Annotated in this window: 22 protein-coding genes; all 22 read right to left on the bottom strand. The window is 29.6% G+C overall.

Features of this window, described 5'->3' with window-relative positions:
- Nucleotides 1-33: 33 nt before the first annotated feature.
- The gene (locus ELQ09_RS00405) at nucleotides 34-675 is read right to left on the bottom strand and encodes an HAD family hydrolase (protein ID WP_002867040.1); all 642 of its coding nucleotides are present in this window, start codon (nucleotides 673-675) and stop codon (nucleotides 34-36) included.
- The gene (cadF, locus tag ELQ09_RS00400) at nucleotides 675-1,634 is read right to left on the bottom strand and encodes a fibronectin-binding outer membrane protein CadF (RefSeq protein WP_088303597.1); all 960 of its coding nucleotides are present in this window, start codon (nucleotides 1,632-1,634) and stop codon (nucleotides 675-677) included. Before cadF ends, ELQ09_RS00405 begins: the two co-directional genes overlap by 1 nt.
- 125 nt (nucleotides 1,635-1,759) lie before the next feature.
- Nucleotides 1,760-2,149, bottom strand: coding sequence for a 30S ribosomal protein S9 (rpsI, locus tag ELQ09_RS00395; protein ID WP_002851459.1), 390 nt, complete (start codon nucleotides 2,147-2,149; stop codon nucleotides 1,760-1,762).
- 2 nt (nucleotides 2,150-2,151) lie between these two features.
- The gene (rplM, locus tag ELQ09_RS00390) at nucleotides 2,152-2,577 is read right to left on the bottom strand and encodes a 50S ribosomal protein L13 (RefSeq protein WP_002779321.1); all 426 of its coding nucleotides are present in this window, start codon (nucleotides 2,575-2,577) and stop codon (nucleotides 2,152-2,154) included.
- A gap of 83 nt (nucleotides 2,578-2,660) precedes the next feature.
- The gene (locus tag ELQ09_RS00385; RefSeq protein WP_134263686.1) at nucleotides 2,661-5,426 is read right to left on the bottom strand and encodes a RecB-like helicase; all 2,766 of its coding nucleotides are present in this window, start codon (nucleotides 5,424-5,426) and stop codon (nucleotides 2,661-2,663) included.
- Nucleotides 5,423-7,789: a PD-(D/E)XK nuclease family protein gene (locus ELQ09_RS00380; protein ID WP_134263685.1), complete on the bottom strand. Its 2,367-nt coding sequence runs from the start codon at nucleotides 7,787-7,789 to the stop codon at nucleotides 5,423-5,425. Before ELQ09_RS00380 ends, ELQ09_RS00385 begins: the two co-directional genes overlap by 4 nt.
- Nucleotides 7,786-8,307: a FixH family protein gene (locus tag ELQ09_RS00375; protein ID WP_002877447.1), complete on the bottom strand. Its 522-nt coding sequence runs from the start codon at nucleotides 8,305-8,307 to the stop codon at nucleotides 7,786-7,788. The genes ELQ09_RS00380 and ELQ09_RS00375 overlap by 4 nt, the downstream gene beginning before the upstream one ends.
- Entirely contained in the window at nucleotides 8,294-8,896 is a 603-nt protein-coding gene (locus tag ELQ09_RS00370; RefSeq protein ID WP_002851454.1) for a hypothetical protein, read from the bottom strand. Before ELQ09_RS00370 ends, ELQ09_RS00375 begins: the two co-directional genes overlap by 14 nt.
- Nucleotides 8,893-8,994, bottom strand: coding sequence for a hypothetical protein (locus tag ELQ09_RS00365; RefSeq protein ID WP_002858872.1), 102 nt, complete (start codon nucleotides 8,992-8,994; stop codon nucleotides 8,893-8,895). The genes ELQ09_RS00370 and ELQ09_RS00365 overlap by 4 nt, the downstream gene beginning before the upstream one ends.
- Nucleotides 8,991-9,212 (bottom strand): DUF4006 family protein, encoded by a 222-nt coding sequence (locus ELQ09_RS00360; protein WP_072224426.1) that lies wholly within the window; start codon nucleotides 9,210-9,212, stop codon nucleotides 8,991-8,993. Before ELQ09_RS00360 ends, ELQ09_RS00365 begins: the two co-directional genes overlap by 4 nt.
- Nucleotides 9,209-10,072 carry a cbb3-type cytochrome c oxidase N-terminal domain-containing protein gene (locus ELQ09_RS00355; protein WP_002851306.1) on the bottom strand — a complete coding sequence of 288 codons (864 nt, stop codon included), beginning with the start codon at nucleotides 10,070-10,072 and terminating at the stop codon, nucleotides 9,209-9,211. The genes ELQ09_RS00360 and ELQ09_RS00355 overlap by 4 nt, the downstream gene beginning before the upstream one ends.
- Complete coding sequence (locus ELQ09_RS00350; protein WP_002851307.1) at nucleotides 10,072-10,335, bottom strand: cytochrome c oxidase, cbb3-type, CcoQ subunit; 264 nt, start codon at nucleotides 10,333-10,335, stop codon at nucleotides 10,072-10,074. The genes ELQ09_RS00355 and ELQ09_RS00350 overlap by 1 nt, the downstream gene beginning before the upstream one ends.
- Nucleotides 10,336-10,339: 4 nt before the next feature.
- Nucleotides 10,340-11,005 (bottom strand): cytochrome-c oxidase, cbb3-type subunit II, encoded by a 666-nt coding sequence (gene ccoO, locus ELQ09_RS00345; RefSeq protein WP_002855439.1) that lies wholly within the window; start codon nucleotides 11,003-11,005, stop codon nucleotides 10,340-10,342.
- Between the two features lie 12 nt (nucleotides 11,006-11,017).
- Complete coding sequence (gene ccoN / locus ELQ09_RS00340; protein WP_134263684.1) at nucleotides 11,018-12,484, bottom strand: cytochrome-c oxidase, cbb3-type subunit I; 1,467 nt, start codon at nucleotides 12,482-12,484, stop codon at nucleotides 11,018-11,020.
- 125 nt (nucleotides 12,485-12,609) lie between these two features.
- On the bottom strand, nucleotides 12,610-13,290 hold the full coding sequence (bumR, locus tag ELQ09_RS00335) for a butyrate response regulator transcription factor BumR (RefSeq protein WP_134263683.1): 681 nt from the start codon (nucleotides 13,288-13,290) through the stop codon (nucleotides 12,610-12,612).
- 2 nt (nucleotides 13,291-13,292) lie between these two features.
- A complete protein-coding gene (gene bumS / locus ELQ09_RS00330) occupies nucleotides 13,293-14,504 on the bottom strand; it encodes a butyrate sensor histidiine kinase-like phosphatase BumS (RefSeq protein WP_134263682.1) in 1,212 nt (403 codons plus the stop codon).
- Nucleotides 14,501-15,160 carry a sulfite exporter TauE/SafE family protein gene (locus ELQ09_RS00325; RefSeq protein ID WP_134263681.1) on the bottom strand — a complete coding sequence of 220 codons (660 nt, stop codon included), beginning with the start codon at nucleotides 15,158-15,160 and terminating at the stop codon, nucleotides 14,501-14,503. The genes bumS and ELQ09_RS00325 overlap by 4 nt, the downstream gene beginning before the upstream one ends.
- Entirely contained in the window at nucleotides 15,157-16,275 is a 1,119-nt protein-coding gene (carA, locus tag ELQ09_RS00320) for a glutamine-hydrolyzing carbamoyl-phosphate synthase small subunit (protein ID WP_052785476.1), read from the bottom strand. The genes ELQ09_RS00325 and carA overlap by 4 nt, the downstream gene beginning before the upstream one ends.
- Complete coding sequence (locus tag ELQ09_RS00315; RefSeq protein ID WP_002851269.1) at nucleotides 16,275-16,826, bottom strand: DUF507 family protein; 552 nt, start codon at nucleotides 16,824-16,826, stop codon at nucleotides 16,275-16,277. The genes carA and ELQ09_RS00315 overlap by 1 nt, the downstream gene beginning before the upstream one ends.
- A 92-nt stretch (nucleotides 16,827-16,918) precedes the next feature.
- A complete protein-coding gene (locus ELQ09_RS00310) occupies nucleotides 16,919-17,437 on the bottom strand; it encodes a MotE family protein (RefSeq protein ID WP_002851265.1) in 519 nt (172 codons plus the stop codon).
- A complete protein-coding gene (locus tag ELQ09_RS00305; RefSeq protein WP_002880459.1) occupies nucleotides 17,430-17,858 on the bottom strand; it encodes a flagellar export protein FliJ in 429 nt (142 codons plus the stop codon). Before ELQ09_RS00305 ends, ELQ09_RS00310 begins: the two co-directional genes overlap by 8 nt.
- Nucleotides 17,855-19,105 (bottom strand): adenylosuccinate synthase, encoded by a 1,251-nt coding sequence (locus ELQ09_RS00300; RefSeq protein WP_052785477.1) that lies wholly within the window; start codon nucleotides 19,103-19,105, stop codon nucleotides 17,855-17,857. Before ELQ09_RS00300 ends, ELQ09_RS00305 begins: the two co-directional genes overlap by 4 nt.
- Nucleotides 19,106-19,130 lie beyond the last annotated feature (25 nt).

Genomic DNA, 19,130 nt, shown 5'->3' with positions numbered 1-19,130 from the left:
TTCTCTTAAAAGGCGTTTAACGAAAACTTGAAATTAGTTTAATCTAGCTATATAATTAACAGCCTCATATGCATTTAAAAATACCATAGAATAGGCTTTTAATTCATTTTCATTGCCATAGCCACAAGCTAAGGCCAAAGGAGTGATATTAGCAGAAATTGCAGCTTGAATATCTAGTATTGTATCGCCTATCATATAGGCATTTTCTTGAGTTTTATTGAGTCTTTTTAAGGCTAAAATTATAGGCTCGGAACTTGGCTTTGGATTTGTGACATCTTCAAGAGTAATTAAAGTTTTAAAGAATTTTTTAACTCCCAAATAATCAAGTAAAATCGGAGTAAATTTACCTCCTTTTGTTGTAACTATACCAAGATCTGCAATTTCGCTTCCAAGTTCTAATGCTTCTTTTGCTTTAGGCAAAAGAGTGGTTTGTTCTAAATAAATTTGTGCATAAATTTCACGATAAGCTAATACAAATTCTTTACTTAAATTTACTTTATCTGGATAAAGCATTCTAAACATTTGCTCTAAAGGATAACCTATGAGATTTTTGATTTCTTCATTATTTTTAGAAGTTAATCCAAGGGCTTTAAAAGCTCCTTGGAAAGAATTTAAAATAGCATCAGTAGAATCAATTAAAGTGCCATCTAAATCAAATAAAATAGTTTTATTCATTATCTTAAAATAAATTTAGCATCCACTCTTCTATTATCCGCTCTACCTTCTTTAGTGTCATTGCTTGAGCGAGGATTATCTTGTCCATAACCTACTGTTTTGATGCGACTTTTTTCTACACCATATTTTTCAAGTTCATTAGCAACACTTTTAGCACGTCTTTCTGAAAGCTTTTGATTATAAGCTCTTGAACCTATATTATCTGTATGTCCTTCAAGAATAGTATCATATCTTTCATTTTCATCTAAAACTTTTGCAATTTCTTTGATTTTTTCTTGAAAAGTTGGATTTATAGTAGTTTTATCAAAACCAAAATGACCTTCCAAAGAAATAGTTTTTTCGCAACCATTTTCATCTAACAAAGCACCTTCTCTTGGTTCTACAGGACATTTTGCTTGTGGAGCTGGATGAGTATCAGCAACTTCTTCTACAGCTTTTTCCTTTTTGCCACCAAAACCAAAACTAATACCTAAAGTTGAAACCCAATTATGGTTTGCATGATTAAAATTAATTTGATCTCTAGTTTCAAGTCTTAAAGCCAAAGAATCACTAAGGCGGAATTTTACACCCGCGCCATAATGTCCAAATCCACCGCTTTTATTATCATAAGCAGCATTTGAAAAATCCTCATATCCTCCACCTGCTAAACCATAGAAATAAAATTTCTCACCTACATCAATACCTTTAATAGCACTCAAATAAGTTCTTGTAATATCTGTAGTTTTATTTGTATTTGTATATTTAACATCAGAATAATGCTCTAACCCAAATTCTAATTGATCAAGCCAAAAATCGTCAAAATGATAACCAAGTCTAATCCCTGGTGCATAACGATTATCCATATCTAAATTACCTTCAAAGTAATTATAGTTTAAAGTTGGAGTGATTTCAAATTTTACATTGTTATCAGCACCGAATAAAACACTTGCCAAACCTAAACATAAGAATATTTTTTTCATAGAAAAAACCTTTCATTGTGTTATAAAATAAAAATTTAAATTTTGCAATTATAACATAAATGATAGAAAAAAGGATGAGTTTTATAAAAAATTGTAGAAAGGTGGGAAAATCCCACCAAAAAATATTAACGTTTAGAGAATTGTGGGCTTCTTCTTGCTTTGCGGCGTCCATATTTTTTACGCTCAACAGTTCTACTATCTCTAGTAAGAAGTCCTTTAGGTTTTAATAAGGCTCTAAAATCAGCATCCATAGCTGCTAAAGCTCTTGAAATTCCATGTCTTAAAGCTTCAGCTTGAGCACTATAGCCCCCGCCTAAAGTAGTTGCTTTAATATCCATTGAAGTTTCTTGTTTAGTCACAAGTAAAGGTTGAACCACTTTAAGCTTAATCGCCTCGTGTCCACCAAGCCAAGTGTTTAAATCAACACCATTAACACTAATTTTACCACTACCTGGTTTTACCCATACCTTTGCGATAGCAGTTTTTCTCTTACCTGTTGCGTATGTTGTTGCCATGATTATTTTCCTTCTTTAGCAATTTGCGCAGTGTGTGGGTGCTCACTACCCGCATAGATTTTTAATTTTTTAAGCATAGCTCTGCCCAAATTTGTTTTAGGAAGCATACCTCTAACTGCTAATTTATATAATTTTGCAGGATTTTTTTCAAGTAAATCACCAAATTTTTCGCTTTTTACACTTCCAAAATATCCTGAATGTCTATGATAAAGCTTATCTTCTGCTTTATTAGCACCTGTAAATACAGCTTTTGAAGCATTGATGATAATTACATAATCACCACAATCAACATTTGGAGTAAAGCAAGGCTTGTTTTTACCTCTCAAAATTGTTGCTACTTCAGTTAAAAGACGACCAAAGCGTTTGCCTTCTGCGTCTAAAACAATCCATTCTCGTTTTACTTCGTTTGGCTTTGTTATCTTTGTCATAATTTTTACCTTTGCCAAAAATTTAAAATGTGATTGTATAAAAAATAATATTAATTTTTACTTAATTTAAGTAAAAATAAAGTTTATATTTCCAAAATTTGAATTTCATTTTCCAAACAATAAACTATAAAAGCACGTACTTTATCTTTCTTCAAAATTTCACTAATGGCGATCTTATAAGTTCTTACCTGCTCTTTATGTTTATCTTGCATAGCAAGACCTGTTTTATAATCAATTATAAAAGCTTCTTCATCTTTTAAAGCAAGCAAGTCTAATTGTTTAATTTCTCCATTAAAACTCAAAGCTTGTTCTTTTAAAAGCTTTCCATCACCAATCAAATTTTGAAATTGAATATTTTTAAGCAAAATTTCAATTCTTTTAAAAAGCTTTTCAAAATCACTCTCATCCAAAAAATGTCTAAATTTGCTCTTGCATCTTTGAGTAAGTATTTGAAAATTTTCACCCTTAGGGAGTTTTAAATTTTGCATAAAAAAGTGAAAAGCATTTCCAAAATATAGCTCTTTACTATCAAGCTTTTCTTCACTTTGAACTTCTTGTGGGCTAATTTTTTCAAATTTTTGTAAAGCTTGAATACTTTCTTTTTTAACACTTAAAATTTGCTCTTTGCTTTCTAAAAAACCTCTCTCTTGAGAATGTATATTTAAAAATCCCCCCTTAAAATAACTTGGATAATTTCCATTTACACTTTCTTCGTTTCTTTTCACGATGATCAAACTTTCCTTAGCTCTTGTAAAAGCCACATAAAGTTTATTAATATCATCTTCATAATTTGCTCTTGTAATATTTTCTTTAAAAAGAGTATAAATAGGCTCTTTAGTAAGCTCTCGAATTTTATCTTTAATATGGAGTTGCCAACCTTGATTGATATCATATTCAAGCATAATGTCTTCATTGTTTGAATTGTTTTTAGATAAACTATCAAGCAAAATCACATGATCAAATTCCAAACCCTTAGATTTATGCACACTCATAATACTAATACCCATATTTTGTTCGCTTACTATTTTCAAAGCACAAGGCTCAAATAAAAGTTTTAAAAAATTTTCCTTAGTTTTAGCATATTCGATGAATTGCATTAAAGCGATATCATTTAAATCAAGTTTTAATTCTTTTATTAAAAAAAGTACATTTTCCATAGCATTTTTTGAAAAATCAAGGGCGATTTTTCTGGGCTCAAAACCTAAAAGTTCTTTTAAAAATACCAAGTAAAACTCATCGCCAAAAATACAATATTTAGCATATTCTAAAACAAGTCTTACGCTTGCTTTATTTTCAAGCAAAACATTACTTTGAGTAAATGCGGGAATTTTTTGCTCTCTTAAAAAATCCAAAACCATATCTGCATCGCTATTTTTCCAACACAAAATACAAATATCATCATAAGAAATATTTTTAGATCTTAAAAAATTAATTTGCTCAAATAAAGTTTCTAAAGTCTTTTCCTTGATTTCTTGGGCTTGATTTTTAACCTTTTGTTCTTTAGATTCCACAATACGCACAAAACCGCCTTTTTTACTTTCTAAGGCAAATTGCTCTTTATAATCTTTGATTTTTTCTTTAAAAGTTTCATTAACAAAATCAACCAAAAGCTCTTTAGAACGATAATTAGTATTTAAACTATCACTTTTAATTTGACTAAATTCTTGTTTTAACAAATCAAATAATTCTTTTTTTCCTTTACGAAAGCGATAAATACTTTGTTTTTTATCTCCTACATAAAAAAAAGTGCGATTTTTCTTAGCCCCTTCTCCTGAAACAAGCTCAGCGATCAAAGGGCGTAAAATTTGATATTGGATCACGCTTGTATCTTGAAATTCATCAATAAGTAAATGCGAAATAAAGCCATCTAAACGAAAATAAATCATATCCTTAAATTCACTGGTTATTAACTCATAAACTTTTTTACTCACATCTTGGAAATTTAAGGTATTTTTATCTTTATGAAATATATTTTTAGCTTCACTATAATGATTTAAAAGATTCATTAAATTAGCAATTTTATAATTTTCAAGCTCTATAGCATAAGTATTTAAAGCATTTATAAGCTCCATTCTTTTTGCGCTAAAATACAAGTTAGTGCTTTCTAAATCTTGCAAATATTTTGTACTTTCAAATTTTGTCATAAAGCTTGATTGCATAAACACGGATAAATCTAAAACTTCGCTTTTAAAATTGTCACACAAATTTTTATAATTTTTTACATGAGTAAGACCCAAACAATAACTTCTTAACTCACTATAAGCTTTATTGATATAAGCTTTAGATGGATTTGGAATTTTAGGATGATTTTGAAAATAAGCATTCTCATAAAATTTTTCAAGCTCGTTAAAAAAATTTTCTTTCTCATCAACTAAATTAATATAATAAGCCAAATCTTTTAATTCATCTTTTTTAAGAAGTTTTAAAAAAATCTCTCTTACATCAAGCTTCTTTTCACTCATTGTAAAATCACTACTTAAGCCCAAATTTAAAGCAAAAACACGCAAAATTTTTCCGAAAAAAGCATCAAAAGTACTGATTTTTAACTCTGTTCTTAAAAATTCTTCTTTTTTAGCATCTCTTAAAGAAATAAACTCTTCTTTATCTTTACCTAAAAGCTTGCAAAGTTCATTGCATTCACTGGTTTTATTTTCTTTTTCTAAATTTAAAAAAGTCTCAATAATTCTTTTTTGCATTTCATTAGCAGCTTTTTTGGTAAAAGTTAAAGCTAAAATTTCATTAATCCTAGCCCCTTTTAAAATAAGCGCTACAAAACGCACACTCAAAGCAAAGGTTTTTCCACTTCCCGCGCTCGCTTCTAATGCCAAAAAAGGCTCAAATTGACTCATTTTAATTCCTTTTTATAAATGAGTTTATAAGGACAGTACTCATCTTGTTCATTTTCAAACTCTATTTCTTCCTTGCTCATAAGAACTAAGTCTTTAAGTCTTTCTCTTAGTTCATCTAAACCTTTAGCTTTTTGGTGCAATATTTGCATACTATTTAAATCATAAAAACCCACGTTTGCATTTTCATCATATAAGGCTTGGTAAAAAGCAAGTTGATAAGAATTGCTTGGTACTTTTCCACTTTTATAATCAATGATCAAATTACCTTCTTTTGAACTATCGATACGATCTATAGTGCCCTTAAGTTTTATACTATCTGTTCCGAGCTTTAAAATATTATTTAACTCAAGCTCTGTATGTGCGACATAAAAGCCTTTTGAAAAATGCTCTTTTTCATTTTTAGCAAATTGTATAAATTTTAATTTAAATACTTCAAGATCAAGTTCGCTAATATTGTATTTTTGATATTCTTTATCCAATAAATTTGCAAAAACTTTTATATCAAAATCATTATTTGCATAATTTTTATAATAAATTTCAAGCATTTTATGGATGAAATTTCCTTGATTTTTCGCTTTGCTTTCCTCGCTTAAAACCCTAGGTTCTGCTAAATTTAAAATATAACGATAATAATAAGTTCTTTTTTGATTTTCCAATAAATTAAAACGACTAAAAGAAAGTGCAAACTCGAAAGGATTATGCTTTAAAATAGGAGCTTTTATAGGAGTTAGATTAGGTTTTATGCCCTCATAGTCTAATTTTAAAGCATTAAGATAAGCTTTTTGATGGATATGAGTTTCATAAAAAAAGTCAAAATCAAGTTCATCTAAAAAACGTGATTTACTCTTTTCTTCATTTTCCACAAAGCAAATACTTACTTCTAAAGCATTTTTCATCAAGCTTTCATAATAAAATCTTTGTAAATTTTCTCTTCTATCATAGCTAATCAATCCTGCTTTTTTACGCACTTCATTATTTAAAAAAAGTTCATTAACACTTCTTTTAGGAATAAATTCTTCATTAAAATCAACCAAAATTACCCCATCAAAACAAAGCCCACGACTTTCTAAAAGTCCCATTACCGTAACCTTACCTCCGCCTACATCACTAAGGGAAAGTTGTGAAATTTGCATGAAAAAAAGATGGATCAACTCTTTAAGAGTTAAAGACTGATTTTTCAATAAATCTTTAATAAAATAAAGTTCTTTTCGTATCAAATAAACAAGCTCTTGCTTTTCATTTTCTAAAAACAAAGCAAGTAATTTTTCAAAATATTCAAAATCACATTTCTCATCAAAATACTTTTTAAACTCTATAAAATCAAGCTTTAAAGAATGTAAAAGCGTATTGTGATAATCAAAAATCATCTGCGTGTCTTCAAAATAATCCTCTTGATTTTTATAAACAAAAGAAGCACTACTAGCACTTTCATAAAGTGCTTGAAATTTTTGATAAAACAAACTTTCTTTAATACTAATCCCACTTGCAAAATTAAGCATATTGTCTTTATCAAAAAGTCTTAAAAACTCACAAAAACTTTCATCTGGAGTTATAACTACAATATTTTCAGGCTTTAAACCTTTGCGTACAAAATGTGAAATTTCATCCATAACAAAGGCGCATTGTAAAGCCCTTAATTCAAAAGATTTGAGTTTAATTTTTGAATTTTTTGTTTTAAAAATTTCTTCTTTTAAAATCTCTTGTTTTGAAAGATTGATTTCATAATGAGTGTTTATTTTTAAATCAAATGTTTTTAAAAAATCAAGTTTTAAAAGATATTCAAGATTAAATTTACTTGTTTTAAAACTTAAAACCACTTCTTTAATCTGAGAAATTTCACTTAATAAATTTTCTTCAAATTTACTCAAAAAACCTTGCAAATCATAAACTATAGCTTCATACTCATCTAAAAAATCTTTATTAAGAGTGTAATTTTTAGGCAAAGAAAGATCATCATAAAAAGAATTCTTTTCAAGCAAAGCAAGATAATTCTTATATACCTCATCTAAAATTTCCAAATGTTCATTATAGGTAGCATAATAATCATTGTTTTTAAGATCTTCTATGCTTTTTTTTTCTAAACTAAGTTCTTTAAAAAAAGAAAAAAGATATTCGTTATTTTTCAAAAAAGCAAAAAATTCTACCGAAATTCCTAGTTTTTTTTCTAAATCCTTGCTTTTTAGACAAGCTTCTTGCATTAAAAGCAAGCTTTCATAAGAACTTGCCTTATGAAAATTGCTCAAACAAACTTTATCTAAAAATTCACCTATATGAATAGCACTATCTAATAAGGCATTTTGCTGTTTTTTTTGGTTATAATACTCTCTAATTTGTCTTGAAGAACTAAAAATTCTTAATTTCATTGAGCATTTAATTCGTAGCTAAAAAAACCCACTGTTTCTTGATTTGCATAAAACTTTAGCTTAAGCTCCCATCTACCTTTATCTAGTTTAGGTAAAGCGATACTTAAAATTCCATTTTTAACTTGTCCTTCTAACTTTTGATCAAAATTTTTAGTGAATGGTCTTGTAAGAAGAGCTTGAACTTTTAAATCATCAGAATTTATATTTTGTAATGCAGAAATTTTAAAATTTGCAACATAGGAATTTTGATCCACTTCATAACTAGGAATTTTTCTTTTACCAATAAAAGTGATTTTATCATTTTGAAAATTTACTTTAAAAAATTTATCAAAATTTACTTGTTGTTTTTGTATTTGATTGTAATTATTTTCAACATTTTGATAAGAGTCAAAATAAAAATCATCCTCATACACAGGATGGTGACTTGCTATAAAAATCGTTACAATACAAGCAATAATTATAGCCAAAAGTGAAAGCAAAATACCATAAGGCCAAAAACTTTTTTTAGTTTCTAACATTTTTTTTCCTCTTTATTCTTCTTTGTGCATAGTATAACAATGCAAAGCAAATAAATCCATAGATAAGTATTCTTAAGATATTGATAGTATCACGATTTGCATTACCTATAGAATGTTCTAATTGTAATCCTAAGGATTTTGCCACACGATCTACAATATCTGCATAACCATTAAGTATAGCAGCATTATAAATATCACCTTTATTTGTAGCTAATATCGGCAAAATAGATCCTGTTCCAGGATAAGGACTAAGCACAGCTTCTTTATCAATCAAAGCTAAAGCTCCTTTTGAGCCCACTATATCAACTTTGTGAGAATTTTTCGACAAAAGAAGCAATATATAAGATTGAGGAAGTTCTTTTTGTTTATTTAATAAAGTTTCAATTTCAGTTTTATCACCAACCATAACACCGATAAAAATATTACTTTTTTGGTAAAGCTCTTTTCCTATAAGATTAATCTCATTACTTACTTTTTGACTTAAAATATTTTCATTAAAAAGTACAGCATCAAGAGCAAAAACCCTAGAAGGCAATAAAACAAAGAAGAAGATGGCTAAAAAAAAGCCATCTTGTAATATTTTTTTCATCCTATATGAAGATGATTTACGGTCAAAACCGACCAAGCGGTGATTGCAGCAGCAACAACTAAACCAATAACAATTAAATATTCCAAAGCCTTACTCATTGTGCTTCCTTTATACTTCTATGATCTTGTTCTTTTGAACCAAACATCTTTACACTTTGTACATCTTTAAGACTATATGGCTTTTGCATCACTTCTTGCTGAGCTTTAAGACCCCAAATAGTTAAAACTACTAAGATAGCAAGTAACAAAACCGTAGCAATTAACATACCTGTAACACCTGAAAGAGAAAACACACATCTATTATTATTTTCCATCATTCACCCCTTGAAAGAGAAATTACATACTCGCCAACAGCTTCTTTTTGAATATCATTAAGTGTTGGAAAACTCGGCATTGTTCCTATAAAACCAGCCTTACCACTATGTAAAACATCTACTACAAAAGCTGCAGAACCGTATTTTGTAAGATCTGGGAACATTCCATCTTGACCTTTTCCATCTTCTCCATGGCATGCTGCACAAGTTGCATAAGCTTCTTTACCTTTTGCTACTAAATTTTCATTTGCAGTTTTCTTAATAGCTGAAAGATCTTTTGCTACATAAGCAGCAATAGCAGGGATATCTTCTTCTGCCACACCTAAATCAGCAGCACCAAGCATTTCTCCACCTGGAAAATTCATACCTTTTGAACCATGTTTAATTACATTGATTATACCTTCTTCGCTACCCCAAATATTTAAATTTTGAGCTTTACCATTGATACCATCGCCTGTAATTCCATGACAAGCTGAACACTGAACTAAAAAGATATTTTGACCCATTGCTATTTTATCTTCAGGAGATAAATTTTTAAATTTTTCTTCGAATTTTGTATTATGAGTTGCTACTTCTTCATTGTATTGACCTATACTTGAAAAAGAATTTAAAGGATATCCCCATAGAAAATACCAAATAGCCCAAACAATAGTCAGGAAAAATACCACAGCCCAACCAGTAGGAACAGCATTTTTATACTCTCCTATTCCATCCCAACTATGTTCACTAAGCTCTGACTCGCCTTTTTTTTCTTTCATTTGCTTAAACATTCTACCCACAATAACTAGTGTGATTAAAATGATAAGAATAGCTCCAATTAAAGATAAGAGATTAACATTATCTTCTAAATTTAACCATTGCATTAAGCACTCCTTTTACTTTCTAATACACTATCATCAATATCATCTTTTAAGGCAAGGTTTGCATAATTTTCATAATTTCTCTCACCTTTTTTTTCTGTTCTATATAAATGATACCAATACGCATATAATACTATTGACAAAAACATCACGAGTGCAAAAAAACCATAACCTTGGAAAATCTCCCACTCATGTTTTTGAACTGTTGCTAAATCAAATGTGATTAAATTTTTAATCACATCAAAAACTATTGATAAATGTTCCATCATCTTACTTTAAGCTATTTAAATAAGCGATCAAAGCAACTATTTCTTTGATTTCACCTTTAGCAAAAGCATCTTTTACTTCTTGATTTTTCATTTGATCAACTATAGCCTGAGCTTCAGCTTTTACTTCAGCTTGTGCATCCTCCCAAGAACCAAGTTTTGTTCCATTTTCTGTATCATAAGGAACATTGAAAACTTTTTTCACAGTTAAAGCCTCAGCATAAGCAGTTTCAATATCTGCATTATTTTTAAACATATGCTTATATGAAGGCATAATAGAATCTGGAACAACAGAAGTAGGATCCCACATATGATTTTCATGCCAATCAGCTGTTCTATAATTTCCTACACGAGCAAGATCAGGTCCTGTTCTTTTTGAGCCCCAAAGAAAAGGTCTATCATAAGCAAATTCACCACTTACAGAATACATACCATAACGATCTGTTTCTGATTTAAATGGACGAATAAGCTGTGAATGACAAGCATTACAACTATCTTTAATATATACTGCACGCCCTGCAAGTTGTAAAACCGTATAAGGTTTTTTACCTTCAATTGGTCTTGCATTTTCTGCAAAATTTGGTAAAACTTCAACTATACCTGCATAAGCAATCACTACAAAAACAGCTACAGCAAAAAAGAATGGATTTTTTTCTAACCAACTAAACATATTTTCTCCTTTTTATGCTGCCATAGGCGAAGCGCTTTTTGGTTCTTTATCAAGCACTCTTCCACAAGCAATTGTTTTGTAAATATTATAAGTAAACATAAAGAAACCGATAAGATACAACAATCCACCAATCGCTCTAATCCAATAATAAGGAACAATAGCCACAACAGTATCAATGAAGCTATAAAGCAAGTTACCATACTCATCTGTCGCTCTCCACATCATACCTTGAGTAATACCCGCAATCCACATTGAAGCAAAATAAAGAACTATGCCTGTGGTTTGGATCCAAAATTGAGCTTCCATTAAAGATTTGCTATAAAGCTCTCTTTTGAAAACTCTAGGAGTCATATGATAAAGCGCAGCCATAGTCATAAATCCTACCCAACCTAATGTTCCATCATGAACATGTCCTGGAATCCAATCTGTAAAGTGTGCTAAAGCATTAACAGATTTAATTGAAAGAATTGGCCCTTCAAGTGTTGAGAACATATAGAAAGTTGATGCCAAAATCATAAATTTAATCAATGGACTCTCGCGAAGCTGGCTCCACTCACCTTTCATAGTAAGCAAGATATTAATCGCTGAACCCCAAGAAGGTAAAATCAATACTACAGAGAAAACCGAACCCATAGTTTGCATCCAATCAGGTACAGTTGAATAAATCAAATGGTGACCACCTGCCCAAAGATAAACAAACATTAAGCCCCAAAATGCAAATAAAGAGAGTTTATAGGAGAAAATCGGCTGACCACTTTCTTTTGGCAAGAAGTAATAAATTTGAGCGATAATACCCACAGTAAATACAAATGCCACAGCATTATGTCCATACCACCATTGTACTAAAGCATCATTTGTTCCTGCATACATTGATACACTATGCCACCATTTACCCATTCCAGCAACAAAATAAGTTGGTACTTCCATGTTGTTAAAAAGATAAAGCATAGCTATACCTAAAAATGTAGCTATATAATACCATAAAGAAATATAAAGAGTTTTTTCACGGCGAATTCCAATAAGTCCAAAAATACTTACACCCCATAAAACCCAAACAAGAACAACAAGAATATCTAAAGGCCACTCAAGCTCTGCATATTCTTTAGATGTAGTCACACCCATAAACAAAGATATAACAGCTAAAACCATAGTAAGCATATAAAGCCAAAAATGAAGCTTACCAACAACCATTAAAAATCTTGACTCAGCCATACTTACCTTAAGAACACGCTGACCTATATAATACCAAGTTGCCCAAATCCCTGAAAGCATAAAACCAAAAATCACACCTGAAGTATGAAGTGGTCTAAGTCTTGAAAAAGTGGCATATTCTCCTGCTAAATAATTTAAGTTAGGATATGCCATTTGAAAAGCTATAAGAGTTCCTATAGCCATACCAACAATGCCAAACAATACGGTTGTAAACATAAAATATCTTGCAACCGTATAGTCGTAATTTAATACATTACCTGGATGCATCGACTTTCTCCTTAAAATTTTTGATAACAAGAGAATATTATAGAATATTAATTATACATTTTTTCTTAAAAATGATAATTTTGTTAATCATTTGTTATGCTTTATATTTTAAGGCTAAATCAGTCTTATTTATTGATATTTATCTTATAACCTAAACTTGGTACATTTTTTATAAAATCTTCACCCACTTTATCTCTTACTCTTTTAATAAAAGTTCTAACAGCAGTATCACTCACATGTTCACCTATCCAAACATTTTTCTTAATATCTTCATGCAAAACCAAAGCCCCAGGTTGCTTTAAAAGCAAAGAAATAAAAGCCAATTCTTTTTTAGTTAAAACAATTTCTTCACCATTGTAAATCAAAGTTCGTTTAGTTTTGTTAAATTGATATTCTTCAGAAATTTTTACAAGCATATTTGCTTCAATTTTTTCGCCTATCAGACAATCTAAAACTTTAAACAACTCTTCTATATCAATAGGTTTGATCAAATATTTATCTATACCAATATCAATAGAACGCAAAAGTCTCTCTTTCTCTGAATACGCACTAAGAACAACAATTGGGACATCATCTGAAATTTCTTTAATCTCTCTTGCCATATCCAGTCCATCCATAATAGGCATAGCAATATCTGTGATAACTAAATCCGGTTTAAATTTTTTAAATTTTTTAAGTCCTTCATCTCCATTTTGAGCTCCGATTACTTTACTAAAGCGTTCGCTTAATACATTAATCAATGATTCTCTAGTCTTAATCTCATCTTCAACTACTAATATTATCAATTCTTTACATTCTTGTGACATTTTTACTCTACCCTCTCTTTTAGCTTTAAAAATACTTCAAAACAAGCCCCATCTTTTCCATTCTTAACTTTTATTTTTCCTTGGAAACTTTCGATAATTTGTCTACTTATATAAAGTCCTACTCCTATACCCTGACTAGGATGTTTTGTTGTAAAATAAGGTTGAAAAATTTTATCTAAGTTTTCTTTATCAATCCCACCAGCATTATCTTTTATTGTAATTTTCAGATAATTTTTTCCAAATTTTGAAAAAGTTATTGTTATGATTTTTCTTTTTTTGTTTTTAAATGCTTCTATTGAATTTAAAATCAAGTTAAGAAAAACTCTTATTAAACCATTCTCATATGCCAAAACTTCATAATCACTTTTCGAAACAATATTGATATTTACATGATTTTTTTCTATAGTTTCAAAAGCAATTTCTAAGGCTTTATTTAAAGTCTCTTTTATAAATATATACTGTTCTACCCCCTTATTAAACAAAGTTCTAAACACATCAATTGTTTCTGACATATTTTTAATCATATCTTTTGATTGTGAATAAATCTCAGCAAATCCTTTTTCATCTTTAAGATTTTGTTTCATTTGAAACATAGCAATACCAAGCTCATTTAACGGTTGCCTCCATTGATGAGCTATATCACTAATCATTTGCTCTAATGAAGATTTCAAAATCTCTTCATAGACTATTTTAATATCTTTTTCATTTTTTTCCAAGGCAATTTGCATTTTTTTCTCAAATTTTTTACCTAACTGTATAAATTCCTGTTGGTGATTTTTAACTGTATTTTCAAGATTAATACTTAATTCTCTTAATTTAGCGTGATTTAGAGCAAGCTCTTCATTAAGCTTAAAAGAATTACTAACATCATGAGAGAATGCTACTATTTCTATTAATTCATTATTTTTATCCAATATGGGGATTAATAAAGTTTCAAGATAGAAAGTTTTGCCTAATTTATCAATATTTTTAAAAATAACTTGATAAGGTTTTTTATATGAAAGTTTTTTTAAAAGTTCTTCAATATAACATTCCTCAACATCTGGATGTTTAAATATTGAATGTTTTTTTCCTATAAGCTCTTTTTTACTATATCCACTTATTTGACAAAGCTTATCACTGACAAAAATTAAATTTCCTTGAACATCAGCTCTTGAAAAAATTGTATTTTTTTCAAGAGCTTTAAAAAACTGATCTTTAAAAAAATCTTTCATTGAAAAGCCTTAAAACCTATATAGGCAAGATTTATACCGTAACAAACAATAATGCCATACGATAAATAATTAAACAAATTTTTCAAAAAATCACTAAAAAACTGTGAAATTTTAGAAAAAAATAACATCGCAGGTAAAGTTGATATTCCAAAAATCATCATTACCAAAATATCTTCAAAAATATTTTGCTTACTCATTGCATTGGCTATAAAAAAATACACCAATCCACAAGGAACAAAACCATTTGAAAATCCTAAAAATATGGCTGATTTTATTCCTTTAAAATTTTTAGATTTTTTAATAATTTTCTTTACAAAACTATCAAAAAAAACATTATTTTCAATAAAAGATAATATGTTGCCTCTAAAAATAAGAGCAAAACCCAAAATCATCATAAATATACCAAGAATAAAAAATGACAAACTTTGAACCTTAGTATTGATTGCTAAGATATTCCCAAAAGTCCCAAAAATTATCCCTAAAACAATATAAGCAAAAATTCTAAACAAATGATAAATAAAAGTTAATACAAATAAATTATTGCTTTTTAAATTCAAATTTATAAAAAGTAAATTAAAACCACCGCACATAGAATAGCAGTGTCCAAAACTAGATAAAAAAGCAACGCTGATAATAGCTAAAAAATCTATACTCACATCAAATTCATAAATTCTTTAAAAATGTACTTACTTTCATGAGGACCCGAAGAACTTTCTGGGTGATGTTGGACTGAAATAATAGGATAGTCTTTATATCTTACTCCTTCAACATTGTCGCCAAATAAATTTCTATGAGTGATATGAGCCACTTGAGCTAATTCTTCTGGAACATTATAATTATGATTTTGTGCGGTAATTTCTACCGTTTTTGTATCAAGATTGATCACAGGATGATTTGCTCCATGTTGTCCAAATTTCATTTTATAAGTTGCATATCCAAAAGCATTACTTAAAAGCTGGTGACCTAAGCAAATTCCAAGCATAGGAATTTTAGCTTCTGCAAGTTTTTTAATCTCTGCAATCTCTTGTTTTAAAATCCTTGGCTCACCTGGACCATTAGAAAGAAACACGCCTTGAATTTCACCTTTCTTATACAGAGTAATCAACTCATCTGCTTTAACATTATATGGATAAACTTCTACTTCAAAACCTACTTCTACAAGTTCATTTAGGATATTTGTTTTAACACCATAGTCTATAACAGCAACTTTTTTCTCACTTCTTTTAGCATCATTAAATTTTTGAAAACTAGCGTCCCAAACACCTTGTTTATGAGAATAATTTTTCTTAGTGCTAACTTCTTTTACAAAATTTACTTCATCAATTTTTGCTGATTTTTCTAAGGCGATTTTTAAATCTTCTTTATTTGAAATTTCAGTTGAAATTACAGCTCTTAAATTGCCATTATTTCTTATCATTTTTACTAGATATCTCGTATCAAGTTCATAAATTCCTATTTTTCCATGTTTTTCAAGATAATCTTGCAGACTTTCTTTAGCACGAAAATTTGAAAAACTAGAACTTAATTCACGCATTAAAACGCCACTTGCAAAAATTTCCTTACTTTCATTATCATTTTCATTGGTTCCCACTATACCAATTTCTGGCATGGAAAATACGATAAATTGCCCTGCATAAGAAGGATCTGAAATAATTTCTTGATACCCTGTTAAAGAAGTGTTAAATACAAGCTCTCCAAAAAAAGTACCGCTCTTTCCAAAAGCCTTAGCACTTAAAAAAATATCATTTTCTAAATAAATATAAGCCTTCATTAAAACATACCTTTTTTTCTAAGCTCTTCTTGATAGAGTTTTTCAAAGATAAGATCGTATTCTTCGCTACCTGGAATAGGTTTTGTTTTATAATTGCTAATTTTCTCATAAACCTCATCTTCAAGTTTTTCATAAATTTTAAGATAAGACTCTATGCTTGAAAAGATTAAATTTTTAACTCTATTTTCACTCACTATAAAATTAATATAATCATTCTCTACAAGTTCTTCCAAAATTTGATGCGCTAGATGATTATGTCTATCTTCAGAATCTAAAATCACATTAAATTCAGGAGCTAACTTTTTCTTCACAAGCCAAAACATATTTTTACGATCTACTTGCATAAGCTCCATTTCATCTTCTTGTTGCTCTAAAAGCTCTTTTACTCTTTCATCTAATTTTCTTTCATTTAGAATATCTTTCTCTAAAACTTCTATTATACATACCTTAAGCTTTTCTAATTGATCTTTAATTTCTACAAAAGAAGAATTAGCTATATCTAACATCATTTTATTTGCGATATAAGGAATATGTGGTAATTTTATACGCATCTTGAAAACCTTTTATTTAATAATGTTTGAAATAATAGCTTATTTTTGGTAAAAGAATGTTAAAAATGAAAAATTTTCATTCTTTTAATCACCTAATTACTAGCATTATTATCTAAATTTTTCAAAAGCAAAGTAAGCTCGCTAGCTTTTTTTGGATCCATTTTAGATAAAACACCTGAAATTTTACGCGATTCCAAAGAAAGCATTATTTTACTTGCATCCTCTGCATCCATTTGACTTAAAACATCTGCAATGGCTGCATCTTTCATTTGGGAATAAATTTCTTTAACCCTACCTTGAGTTTTATCATTGATTGAATTTAAAATCTTTTGTTGCTCTTCTACAAGCCTTGCGTTTTCAAGCTTTAATTCTTCAATTTTTGCTAAAGTTGCATTAACCTCAGCCTCTTTTTTTTCTAAATTTTCAAGCCTTTCTTTTTGCAAAGCTTCAAAAGAGGCTTTATAAGCTTCTAAAGATTGTCTTGCTTCATCAAATTCTCTAGTTTGCAATTCAATTTGAGCTTTTCTAGCTTCAAAATACTGCTCACAATCTTGTTCAGCTCCAAAAACTACACTTGAAATAAAAACTAACAATATAAATTTTTTAATCATCTTTTTCCCCTTTGAAAAAACGACTGATTGCAATTTCATCTAAAAATTTTTCTTCAGCCTTCGCAAGTTCTTTTTGTTTTTGTTTAATTTCTTCAGTTTCCAAAGCCTTCATTTTTTCATAATCTAAATGCGCTTTTTGATATAAAAACTGATAATGATTCATTTCTTTTTTAGAAAGTTCTACTTTCTCCTTAGCTCTTGCCAAAGCCTCGCGTCCTACTTGCGCCATACTTAAATTTGATCTTAATTCTGCTATAGATCCTGATTTTGGCAATACGCCTAAACTTTCACACTCTTGGCGTGAAAGTTCATAAGCTTTTTCATGTTCAAGCTGTCTTTGTTTGGCTTGATTAAGATTTGATTCTGCTTTATCAAGTTGTTGTTTTCTTACTTTTACAACAGAATTATATTTACTTTTCATAAGATGATAGTATCATCTCTTTCAGGGCTAGTGGAAATATACTTTACTTTAACCCCTGCAAGCTCTTCAAGTCTTGCTATATATTTTTTAGCATTTTCTGGCAATAAATCATAATCTTTTATACCAAAAACTTTATCCCAACCATCCATTTCTTCATAAATAGGTTGAACATTTTCTAAATCACTTGGTATATAGTCGATTTCCATACCCTTATATTCATAAGCACGACAAATTTTTATCTTTTCAAAACCATCTAAAACATCAAGCTTCATCAAAGATAAAGCATCAAGACCATTAAGCCTTGCTGTATATCTTACAGCAACCGCATCAAACCATCCACAGCGTCTTGTACGTCCAGTGCTTACGCCAATTTCTTTTCCAATTTGCGCAATTTTTTCTCCATCTTCGCCCTTATCCTCAGTAGGAAAAGCTCCATTTCCCACACGCGTTGCATAAGCTTTTACAATACCTATAATATTTCCCGCTTCTTTAGGATTTAACCCAAGTCCTGTTAAAGCGCCTGCTGAAATAGTACTTGAACTTGTAACATAAGGATAAGTTCCATGATCAATATCAAGCATAGAACCCTGAGCTCCTTCTAAAAGCACTCTTTTATCTTCATCTAAAGCCTTCCAAAGCATTCTTGTAGTATCTGTAATATAAGGAGTTAAAATTTCATTAAAGCGTTTTAAATCAGCAAGCAATTCTTCAGCACTTGGAATTTCAATTTCAAGCATTTCAAAAAAAGTTTTATTAGCTTCAAAATCTTTCATCAAAGCCTCACAAAGTCTTTGTGGTTCTAAAAGCTCTCCAACTCTATGTCCCGTACGATTAATCTTATCTGCATAAGAAGGTCCTATACCCTTACCTGTTGTTCCTATGGCATTTTTGCCTTTGAGTTTTTCTTTTGCAATGTCTATTAAAGAATGATGTTTTAAATTTAAATGAGCTCTATCACTGATATATAATCTACCTTTTAAATTTTCAAATTGAGCCATTTCAGCAATCAATACTTCAGGAGAAACCACAACTCCATTTCCGATAATATTAATACATCTTGGATGCAAAACTCCACTTGGCATAAGATGAAGCGCATATCTTACACCATTTACCCAAATCGTATGTCCTGCATTGTGTCCACCTGCACTTCTGCAAACAAAATCATAATTTTCACATAATTTATCAACTACCTTACCTTTTCCTTCATCGCCCCATTGAATGCCGACAATAATATCTGCTTTGCTCATAAAAATTTCCTTGATTTTACTTAAT

It is taken from the genome of Campylobacter sp. CH186 (assembly GCF_004378925.1).
In the GTDB taxonomy this organism is placed as follows: Bacteria; Campylobacterota; Campylobacteria; order Campylobacterales; family Campylobacteraceae; genus Campylobacter_D; species Campylobacter_D jejuni.
Note: the sequence above shows the minus strand (reverse complement) of the source record. Positions and strands in the feature narration are given on the sequence as shown.